Origin of the sequence: Microbacterium enclense (assembly GCF_004022425.1) — a bacterium.
In the GTDB taxonomy this organism is placed as follows: Bacteria; Actinomycetota; Actinomycetes; order Actinomycetales; family Microbacteriaceae; genus Microbacterium; species Microbacterium enclense_A.
Genome location: NZ_RBZY01000042.1, coordinates 20,716 through 30,960 on the forward strand (window position 1 = coordinate 20,716; position 10,245 = coordinate 30,960).

The 10,245-nt window shown below is 70.9% G+C and carries 10 protein-coding genes; 1 reads left to right on the top strand and 9 read right to left on the bottom strand.

Annotated features, from left to right (window positions below):
• The first annotated feature begins 93 nt into the window (after window positions 1-93).
• Window positions 94-951 (top strand): hypothetical protein, encoded by an 858-nt coding sequence (locus D8Y23_RS11925; RefSeq protein ID WP_128218344.1) that lies wholly within the window; start codon window positions 94-96, stop codon window positions 949-951.
• Window positions 952-977: 26 nt separating this feature from the next.
• Here D8Y23_RS11925 and D8Y23_RS11930 read toward each other — a convergent pair whose 3' ends face one another.
• From D8Y23_RS11930 to D8Y23_RS11970, 9 genes are all read right to left on the bottom strand, one after another.
• Window positions 978-2,411: an AMP-binding protein gene (locus D8Y23_RS11930; protein WP_275087509.1), complete on the bottom strand. Its 1,434-nt coding sequence runs from the start codon at window positions 2,409-2,411 to the stop codon at window positions 978-980.
• 23 nt (window positions 2,412-2,434) lie between these two features.
• Complete coding sequence (locus D8Y23_RS11935) at window positions 2,435-3,541, bottom strand: MSMEG_0565 family glycosyltransferase (RefSeq protein WP_128218346.1); 1,107 nt, start codon at window positions 3,539-3,541, stop codon at window positions 2,435-2,437.
• Between the two features lie 42 nt (window positions 3,542-3,583).
• On the bottom strand, window positions 3,584-4,441 hold the full coding sequence (locus D8Y23_RS11940) for a carbon-nitrogen hydrolase family protein (protein WP_128218347.1): 858 nt from the start codon (window positions 4,439-4,441) through the stop codon (window positions 3,584-3,586).
• Window positions 4,442-4,465: 24 nt separating this feature from the next.
• Complete coding sequence (locus tag D8Y23_RS11945; protein ID WP_128218348.1) at window positions 4,466-5,722, bottom strand: MSMEG_0569 family flavin-dependent oxidoreductase; 1,257 nt, start codon at window positions 5,720-5,722, stop codon at window positions 4,466-4,468.
• Complete coding sequence (locus tag D8Y23_RS11950; RefSeq protein WP_240663887.1) at window positions 5,719-6,009, bottom strand: MSMEG_0570 family nitrogen starvation response protein; 291 nt, start codon at window positions 6,007-6,009, stop codon at window positions 5,719-5,721. Before D8Y23_RS11950 ends, D8Y23_RS11945 begins: the two co-directional genes overlap by 4 nt.
• 1 nt (window position 6,010) lies before the next feature.
• Entirely contained in the window at window positions 6,011-6,913 is a 903-nt protein-coding gene (locus D8Y23_RS11955; RefSeq protein ID WP_128218350.1) for a carbon-nitrogen hydrolase family protein, read from the bottom strand.
• A gap of 8 nt (window positions 6,914-6,921) precedes the next feature.
• Entirely contained in the window at window positions 6,922-7,449 is a 528-nt protein-coding gene (locus tag D8Y23_RS11960) for an MSMEG_0572/Sll0783 family nitrogen starvation response protein (protein ID WP_077052596.1), read from the bottom strand.
• A 101-nt stretch (window positions 7,450-7,550) separates the two neighbouring features.
• A complete protein-coding gene (locus tag D8Y23_RS11965) occupies window positions 7,551-8,972 on the bottom strand; it encodes an MSMEG_0567/sll0787 family protein (RefSeq protein WP_240663886.1) in 1,422 nt (473 codons plus the stop codon).
• Complete coding sequence (locus D8Y23_RS11970) at window positions 8,942-10,036, bottom strand: MSMEG_0568 family radical SAM protein (protein ID WP_128218351.1); 1,095 nt, start codon at window positions 10,034-10,036, stop codon at window positions 8,942-8,944. Before D8Y23_RS11970 ends, D8Y23_RS11965 begins: the two co-directional genes overlap by 31 nt.
• Window positions 10,037-10,245: the final 209 nt, after the last annotated feature.

The window sequence follows — 10,245 nt, forward strand, 5'->3', positions numbered from 1 at the left end:
TCTCGGGCCGAGCCGTTTCCGACCTGTTACTTCGCGATTGCCCGGCGGTAAAGGTTGCCGCCGAGCCGCGCGGGCGTCGCCCATCCTGGAACGGTGACAGCTCTCGCCGACACCCGGATATGGGCTCGCGCGCCCGCGGATGATTTCGTCACCGCCTTCAGCGAAAGCGGACCTCTGCACCCGCTCACCGCGTGGGTGCTCGCGCAGGGTCCGCGGGCCGATCTGCACCTGTGGTCGGACCGGAAGGCGCAGATGCACCGCGCCCGCATCGTGAGCGGCACCGTCGGCCTCGCCAACATCGACTGGTCACCGGTGCGGTTCCAGATCAGCGCGCGTCGGCCCCTCAACCGGCTCGCGGACGGCACGCTCGACTCCTCCTGGCATCCGCACACGTCGTCCTCGGTGCCGGTCGGCCGCGCCGTCGACTTCCTCATCCGCGCGCTCGACGAGGTCGCGGAGCGGGCGCGCTTCTCCGTCGTCGCGCTGGCCGGTCGACCGATGGTGACGCAGGAGTACGCGCCGCTCCTCGCCGGTTCGCTGACCGAGACTCCCCCGGTGCTCGCCGTGCACGAGGCTCTGCTGCCCGCCCCGATCCCCGGCGGCGCCCCGTTCTTCTCCTCCGCGCCCGATGCGGTGATCGCCGACGACGGAACGCTCGAACTCGTGCGGGTGTACGGCGCGCGCGCTCCGGAACTGCGGTACGCGGCGGCGCAGGCGCACGTCGACGTCGAGCTGTTCGCGATGGACGGTGTCGAACGGATCGTCGCCGCGCGCCGACACCTCGGCTTGCGCAGCGCGCCCCCGCCGACTCGGGCGTCGCCCCAGCGCGCTCACGTCATCGTCGAGAGCGGGGCGTCCGAGCGACTGATCGCACAGTACGAGGCTGTGAGGTCCCGGCTGGTCGAGCGGGGCGTGCGAGGGGCCGCCCGGGTGCGCTTCACCGTGGTGTGAGGCGGGCTGCCGGCCCCGAAGCCCCCTCAGCGGCCACTCGTCGTCGGGTCACCGCCCGCACCGATGCGCGCGGCGAGCGCCGACCGCCGCACCTTCCCGGCGGCGTTCCGGAGCGGCGTCGGCCAGAGGTGGAGGGCGACGGGTGCAAGCCGGCCGAGTCTGGACCGAGCCTCCGCCAGGACGATCGGAAGGGCTCCGGGGTCCGAGAGTCGGACCGCCGCGTGCACGACCTGCCCGAGGTCGTCGTCGGGGACGCCGAACGCCACGGCCTCCTCCACCGCGGGGTGCGACTCGAGCGCCGCCTCGACCGTGGCGGGAGCGATCTTGCCGCCGCCGCGGTTGATGATGTCGTCGGCCCGGTCGTGCAGGAAGAGATAGCCGTCGGCATCCACGTGTCCGATGTCACCCAGCGTGTCCCAGCCGTCTTCGTCACGGCGCGACGTCGCACCCACGTAGGAGTAGGCCGCCGCGTCACCCCGTCGCATCCACACCACCCCGCTCTCGCCGACGGGGACATCCGCACCGTCGTCCGCGCGGATGCGGATCCGGGTTCCCGCGATGGGCCGCCCGACGCTCCCCCGACGCTCCCGCCATTCCGTTCCGGTGATGCGGGTGAGGCCGTTGGACTCGCTGCCGGCGTACACCTCGTCGACGCGCTCGGGCCCGAGCCAGTCGATGAACGCGCTCTTGAGTGCTGGAGCGCACGGCGCGCCCATGTGCAGCACGCTCTCGATGCTCGCGACCCGTTCGACCGCTCGCACCTCGGGCGGGAGGCGCAACAAGCGTGCCATCATCGCCGGCACCAGCAGACCCCACGTGACTCGATGCGCCTCCACCGCGTCCACCCAGGCAGCCGCGTCGAAGCGGTCGAGGATGACCAGGCGATGCTGCGTGAGCAGCCCGCGGAACGCATACGTGAAGACCGCGGAATGCCAGAGCGGCCCCGCGACGATCTGTGTCGCCTTCCGGGGCAGGAACTCGGCGACGGGTCGCGACGGGTCGAGGGTCGCGGGTGCCGCCGCGCGGACGATCTTGGGCCGCCCCGTCGATCCCGAGCTTGCCGGGGCCTTCCAACACGATGCCGCCAGGTCGGGGAGCGCGCCGGTCCGCGCGGGTAGGCGAACATCGGGCAGCCACGCGACGCGATCCGACGAGGGATGCGCGCCGATCGCGGCGGCAGGGCGAGCCAGCGCCTCGAGATCGGCGCGCTCCGACGGAGTGAGGTCACTCGACAGCGGTTGCGGGGTGGCCCCCGCCCGCCAGATCCCGAAGCAGGCCGTCACCATGTCGCGGCCGTTCGGGAGCGACACCGACACGAGGTCGTCCTGCCGGACACCGCGGTCAACGAGCGTATGCGCGAGCGTCGACGCCGCGGCATCCACCTCCCCCGCCGTCATCGTTCCTTCCGCATCGACGACGATCGGCTCGTCGGGGTCGGCCGCGGCCCGATCGGCGAGGATTGCCGATTAGGTGCGCGTCACCATCAGGGGCCTCCGATCGGCAGGCGCGAGTAGAACTCCTCGTGCGCTCGCGCGGCACGGTCCCACGTGTGCGCGCGGGCGAGGGCGACCCCTGCCGGGGTGTCCGTCGCGGCGCCACCGCCCAGGAGCGCGTCGAACTGTGAGGCGATCTCGACCGGGGTCGAGGCGTAGAGCACGGTGTCCCCGAACACCTCGCGGATCACCGGCAGATCGCGCGCCACGACGGGGACGGATGCCGCGAGAGCCTCCATTGCGGCGAGACCGAAGCCCTCCTTCGTCGAGACGAAGGCCAGCGCGCGGGCCGCGGCGACCAGCGACGGCAGGGCGTCGTCGTCGACGGGTCCCAGGACCGTGGGTTCGATGCCGAGCTCCGCTGCCCGCGCTTCGAACTGAGCCCGGTAGTCGCGGTAGTCGAAGAGCGTCTCCCCGCCCCCGAACACCAACCGGACGTCGGGGCGCGCGACCCGCACCGCGGCAAACGCCTCGAGCAGATCGATCGAGCCCTTGCGCGGTTCGATCCCCCCGAGGGCCAGGATGTAGTCGCCGAGCTGCGACGCCCACCGTGCGCGTCCCGCATCCCCGTCGACGCCGGCCGCGGCCCCGAAGCGCTCGGCATCCACCCCGTTCGCGATGACCGCGGGACGCACGCCGTAGTCGCGCTCCACCTCCCGCGCGACCGCGTGCGAGACGCACAGACGAGCCACCGGTTCGATCACGGCGCGGTCGTGGCAGGCGACGAGTTGGGGGGTCGTGAACGCGTCGAGGTGATGGATCGTTCGGACGACCGGGATGCCACGGCGCAGCGCCGCGTTCGCCGAGATGCAGTCCTGCGCGTGGACGACGTCCGCCGCGGTGTCGAGGGCGGCCGCCATCAGCTCGATCGACCGCTCGATCCGCTCGCCCACGCCCTCGCCGTCTTGCGGAGGAAACGGCACCACGCGGACGTGCACCCGCGGGTCGACCGGACGGAAGAACGCCGCGTCGTCGCCGCGGCCGAGCGTCCACACCTCGACGTCGTGGCCCCGAGCGGCGAGCGCCTCGGCGAGCGCCAGAGTGTGCACGACTCCGCCGCGGGGTTTGGTGGAGTAGGTCAGTTGCGCGATGCGCATGATCGTCCTTTCCGCGGCTGCCGGCGGTCCAGGCCGCGCGGTCTACGCCGGGGCGGTCAGCCGATAGGCGTGCTCGGCACGCTGGGCGAGGTGGTTGAGCGAGCGTCGCGCGCGGGCGACGTCGGCCGAGACGTCGGCCTCGGCGACGGCGAGGCCGCCTTTCGCCCAGGTCTTGGCGACGATCTCACCCGCGGGGTCGACGACCTTCGCCTGGCCGAGGAACCGCAGTCCACCGAGGACGCCCGTCTGATTCGACGACACCAGGTAGACCTGGTTCTCGGCGGCGCGCGCGCAGTCGTAGAGGTCGAACAGGTGGGCCTGGCGGTCGTTGCGGATGCGGTCGGAGCGATCGGTGACGCTGGCCGGCCACGCACTCAGGCACGCGATGATCTCGGCGCCGTCCAGGGCAACCGACCGGGCCGCCTCGGGGAACGTCTTGTCGAAGTCGATGAGCATGCCGACCCTCCCGACGGGGGTGTCGAACGCGCGGAACTCCTCGCCCGCGGCATAGACCTCGGACTCTCCCAGCGGCAGGTGCACCTTGCGGTGCACCCCGAGCACGCCGTCGCCGGTGACGCACACCGCGGTGTTGTATCGCCGTTCCCGACCGTTCTCGACCGCCCGTTCGGCGATCCCGAAGCACACCGTCATGTCGCCGGCCAGGGCGATGATCGCCTCGGTCTCGGGTCCGTCGATCTCGACCGAATGCGGGATGCCGTCACCCTCCTCGACCGGGTGGTGCAGGTCGAGCAGGTAGCCGCCGATCGTGGCATCCGGAAGCACGAGCAGGTCCACGCCGCGTCCACGCGCGTCCTCGACGATGCCGGGGAGCTTGGCGAGCGTGCGTTCGACGTCGCGACCGAAATGGGCCGCCACCGCAGCCATCGTGACGGATGCCATTCCCCGAGAGTACGCGGTAGCCGCTCAGCGCACCGCGAGGACGCCCCGCGACGCCGCGACGACCGCGGCGGCGACATGTTCGGCATCCCTCGCGATCGCGTGGAAGCGCCCCGACCCCCAGGTGTGCAGCCACGGCAACCCGACGAACGAGAACCCGGGCACCGCCGTGAGCCCGCGATCGTGCAGGGGATGCCCGTTCGCGTCGAGCACGTCGAGGTCGCCGAGCCACGACCAGTCCGCGCGGAAGCCGATCGCCCAGACGACGGCATCGACGTCGTCGAGGTCGAGCGTCGTCGGACCCCCGTCGGGCGCCCACGCCGGTCGGTAGCGCTCCTCGGTCGGGGCATCGATGCCCTCGCGGGCGATGTAGGCGTCGATGTCGTTCTTGATCGACTCGGCCACCGCGTCGGCGTGGTCGAGGTTGGCCGTGAGCGTGTCGTCGAAGACGAGGGCGCCGTCGGCGATGCCCGTGGCCCGCCCGCGCAGGCCCATTCCCTGCGCGGCGAAGGCCCGCAGGTCGATGTCGCGACCCCCATCGCGCCCGGTGACGTAGTGGTTCGTGGCGGCGCGCTTGGCCGCGGCCTGCGCCCCCACGGGTATGTCGTACACGCCCATGTCGGCGAGCCACGTCATGCAGTCGCGGCCGCGGTAGAACCGCGCCACGCGCGGCGCCCGGCCCACCGCCAGATGCACCTGACGTCCCTCGAGGTGGAGGTCTTCGGCGATCTGCGTCCCCGACTGCCCGGTGCCGACCACGAGGACCGTTCCCGGGAGCTGACCGGCGTGACGGTAGTGGTGGGAGTGCATCTGCACGATCCGCTCGGGCAGGTCTGCGGCCCATCCGGGCGTGATCGGACGGTGGTAGCCGCCGGTCGCCGAGATCACGGCGTCGGCGGTGATCTCCCCCGCGCTGGTCTGCACCACGAAGACACCGTTGTCGCGGCGGTCCACCCGATGAACCGCCACTCCCTCAGCCAGTGGAGCGTCGAAGGTGTCGGCGTAGCCGCGCACCCAGGCGTAGACCTCGTCGCGGGTCATGAACCCGTCCGGGTCGGGTCCGTCGTACGCGTAGCCGGGGAGACGGCAGTGCCAGTTGGGGGTCACGAGGGTGAAGTTGTCCCAGCGGCCGTCGCGCCACTCGTTCGCTGCGGATTCCCGCTCGATGACCACGTGGTCCACGCCCGCCTGCACGAGGTGCCAGCTAACCGAGAGGCCCGCCTGTCCGCCGCCGACGATGACGGCGGGATAGTGGTCTCCTGCCCGGAGCTCGACGGGGATCATGACGCCGCCGCCGGAAGGGGCGGCTCCATGCGGAGCACCGTGACCTCGCCGCCGCCGTAGGCCGCGGCCGTCTGGACGATCTCATCACGGGATGCCATGGCCGAGGTGCACGCGAACCCGTACGCGGCGCGCACGCGTTCGCCCGCGGCATCCAGAGCTTCGCTCGAACGCGCGACGAAGTCGGCGACGCCGTAGCTCTCACCGGTGGAGAGGTAGTCGTGCATGACGAGGCTCGGTGAGTAGTGCGACGATTCGGCACCGTCGGGCCAGCGGACGGCGAAGCGCATCTCAGGCACGGGCCAGCTCCTTCCATCCCTCGACGTGGGCGCCCGCGGTCTCGGCGACCGGTCCGTAGACGTCGGGGCGCCGGTCTCGCAGATGGAACATGCCCCCGCGCATCGCGCGAAAGGTCTCGGCGACGTCGATCTCGGCGATCGCGAGGCCCGTCCCGAGCAACGTCGTCGCGAGGATGTTCCCCCCGGGGTCGACGACCTTGGCGTTGCCGACGTAGCGCAGCGACCCGAACGTGCCGGACTGATTGGATGCCAGCCAGAACACCTGGTTGTCGAGGGCGCGCGCGATGTCGAACTGGTTGAACCGATAGGTCCACCGGTCGTCCTGCAGGTTCTCGGCCGTCGCGGTCCGCGCGGCCGGCCACGCCGACATGCTCACGACGATCTCGGCGCCGTCGAGGGCGAGCATGCGCGCGGCCTCGGGGAACGCCTTGTCGTAGCAGATCTGCATCCCGACCCTGCCGATCGGGGTGTTGAAGGCCTCGTAGGTGTCGCCGGCCGAGTACGACATGTTCTCGCCTAGCGGCTGGTGCACCTTGCGATAGGAGCCGTAGATGTTCTCCCCGTCCAGGCACACCGCGGCGTTGTACCGCGTCTCGCCGTCCTCAGCCAGTTCGCAGAAGCCGATCGTGACGATCATGTCGCCCGCGAGCTCCTGCACCCGAGCGATCTCGGGGCCGTCGAGACGAATCGCCGGCGGCATCGACCTCTTCGTGGTCTTCACGGTGTCGCCGTGATTGCCGAGCGACGAGAGGTACCCACCGATCGCGGCCTCGGGGAACGCCAGGAACGACACTCCCGCGGCTCGCGCCTCGGCCAGCAGATCGGCGATGAGCGCGTAGTTCTGCTCCAGATCCCGGGTGAAGTTCGCCGAGACGGAGGCGACGGTGATCGACACGGGAGGCCTCAGAGGTTGTAGGTCGAGTTGATGATCGCGCCCTTGCGCGCGTAGTAGATGAGCGCGTCCTGTACGTCGAGCGGGTGCGCGGGGATGACGCCCTCGATGAGGTCTTCCTCCCGGATGCCGTGGAGCGCGAGACCGAAGCGGCAGCAGTAGACGGTGCCGCCCTCCTTGATGAACGTCTCGAGCGAGTTGTTCATGTTCAGCTCACCGGGGAAGCCGGCGTCGCCCGTGGTCGGGAAGCCGCGGTTGGCGGTCGCCGCCAGGGTTCCGGGGCCGTAGAGGTAGATCGCCGACTCGAAGCCCTTTCGCAGGGCCCGCGTCGCCTGGAGGATTGCGACGAAGCTGACCGAGGACTCGTGCGGGATGCCGTGGATCAGCGTGAAGTAGGTCTCGCCGTCCTCGGCCTGGAAGTCGGGGAAGAGCTTGGTCGAGCCGTAGATGTTGCTGCCCTTGGGGAGAGCCGGGTGGGGCACCTCGCCGAGCGACTTGGCGATGTTCTCGGCGATCTGAGCGTCGATGTCGGTAGTCATGGTCGTGTCCTTCACGTCGGTGGAGCCGGGGATGGAGCGCGTTCTGATATGAGAATCGCGATGGGGTATTTCGGATTGGTTTCCGCCGGAATGAGATTGCGTTACGCCTCGCCGAGGCCGGTGGCGCCGGCGTCGACGGCAATGGTCTCGACCCCATCGGGCCAACGGAGCATGACCCCGGCGGCGGGGGTGAGTTCACCGATCGTCGACGATGTCGCGAGCGGCGACGAGATCGGCGGAGCATCCGCGGTGAGCATGCCGAAGCCCGGGAAGCAGGTGAGCCAGTCGCCGAACGCGGCGCCGTCGGGGGCGGGGATGTCGGCCATGTCGATGCGCGCGCCGGTGCCGGATGCCTCGGCGAGCATCGCCGCCGTTCCGATGATGCCGGCCATGCTGACGTCTTTCGCCGCCGCGGGGCGGTGCTCCGGAATCAGGCCCGCGAGATGGCGGAGTTCTGCGCCGGTCCGGGTGGAGGTCGAATCCCACTGGCGGCCCTCGAACCCGCGCCGCCAGCGTCCGTGCAGGTCGACCGTGAGGCCCAGCCGCTGACCGGGCCGCCCTCCTCCCCCGGGGACGGGGTGGGCTGTCCGGCCGAGCGCGGTGACCGCGAGCGACGACGCTCCGCCCCACTGGGTATGGCCACCGAGGATGGGGACGCCCCAGGCGACCGCGGCGCTCCGCAGCCCCGAGACGATGCGGCGGACCGCCGACGCGGTGTGTGCCGACACGGCATCCATGAGTCCGACCGCGTGCGCGCCCATCGCTGAGAGATCGTTGACGTTGACCAGGACCCCGCACCAGCCCGCCCATTCCGGGTCTTTGTCGATGAGGGCGGGCAGGATCGCGTCGGTGGCCACGACGACGTCGGTTCCCGCGAGGAGGGCCCCATCGTCTCCGACCCACCCGGTGCCGCCGAGACCGTCGGGGTGGTCGTCGCGGATCCCTGACAGCACCTCTCCCAGCGGCTGCTTCGTCGCCCGCACGAGTGCCGCGAACCGGTCGATGGGCCACCGCATCCGCACGTGCGGCGCCCCCGCGACCTCGGTCTCGCCCCAGCGCTCCCAGCCGAGGTGCTGGAACAGCGGCTCGTTGCGGTCTTGGACGGTCGCTTCGAACCGCACGACCCCGCGGGCCATGGCCTCGCGGCACGCCGCGCGCACCAGGGCCGAACCGATGCCGCCGGCCTGGCGCGCGCCGCGCCGGACCGCGAGACGGCTTCCTGTCCACCATCCGATGTCGCGCTTCGTCGCGGGGGCGAGACGCACACCACCGAGGACGTCTCCCGCGGGGGAAACGGCCACCAGCACCACGGTGCGCGGATCGTCGTCGATGTCATCGCGGTCGTCGGCGGCGAAGAGCCCCTGCTCGTCGACGAACACCTCGCGTCGGAGGGCGCGGTAGGCGCGCGTCTGGGCGCCGTCGGCGACATGGATCTCCCAGGCCGGCACTTCGAGCCGCACACGTGAGCCGGTGAGAACCGGCACGTCGAACATCACGCGCCCGCCGTCTTCAGGATGCTGCACGCCCCGCACGCGGCGCAGCCCGCGCGCTGGTCCTCTCCGCGCATCCCCGCGGCATGCAGCAGGCCTGCCACGCGCGAGGTGATGTCATCCACGACCGCGCGATGGGGAGCCGGGACCTTGTCGATGTCGGTCGCGAGCGTGCCCTTCAGCGGCCGGAAGGGAACCACGAACGGGTACACGCCCATCTCGATCAGCTCGCGCGCACCCTCCACGGCTTCGTCGGGGTCTTCCCCCATGCCGACGATCAGGTAGGTCGACACCTGGTTCCAGCCGAACACTCGCACCGCTTCACGCCAGGCGGCGCGGTACTCGTCCATGCTGACGCGGGACTTTCCCGGCATCCATCTCCGACGCACGTCGTCGTCCATGGATTCGACATGGATGCCGATGGACCGGGCGCCCGCGTCATAGAGGTCGGTGATGGCTTGGAGATCGGCGGGCGGCTCGCACTGCACCTGGATCTCGAGCTGCGGCACGGCGGCTTTGACCGCACGCACACAGCGGGCGAGGTGCTTCGCGCCGCGGTCCCAGCCGTTGGAGGTGCCGGTCGTCATGACCATGTGCGTCACACCATCCAGACGCACGGCGGCCTCGGCCACCTCGGCGAGCATCGCCGGCGTCTTGACCGCGATGGTCGTGCCGGCATCGAGCGACGCCTCGATCGCGCAGAAACGGCAGCGCTCGCTCTCGTCGTAGCGCACGCACGTCTGCACGACGGTCGTCGCGAGAACGTTCTTCCCGTGCAGCTTCGCGACCTTGTCGTAGGCGACCCCCTCGGCCGTCTGCAGGTCGTAGAACTGCGGCCGCACGACCGGAGCGACATCGAATCCGAGGTCGGCGCCGTCGCGCGTCAGCCGCCCGGCGGCCGTGACCACGTACGGACTGTTCGGGTTCAGGGGGATCGCGGCCCCCTCCCCGTCGACGACGAAGTGACCGTCATCGCTGGGACCAGCGCCACCCGTGCGGCGCACGGGGGCGTCGCTACGGACGCCGAGGAGAGCTAGGCTGACACGGGTCGAGACCCGGTCACGATCCACCGCTGCAAGAGCTGACGCGTTGTCCATGCAGTCCAGTAGAACCGCGCGGTGTTTCTGTACGACGACGGTCGGATAGCGATCGCGTTTCGCGGTGAGGGGCCCGTGTCGCTCCCCGCGGAGCGCCTGCTTCGCGCCCGCGCGCCGAGCGAGTCCCGCGTCGACTCTTCCCCGGAAACGACGAAGCCCTGATGAGAATTGCATCTCATCAGGGCTTCACTGTCGGGATGACAGGATTT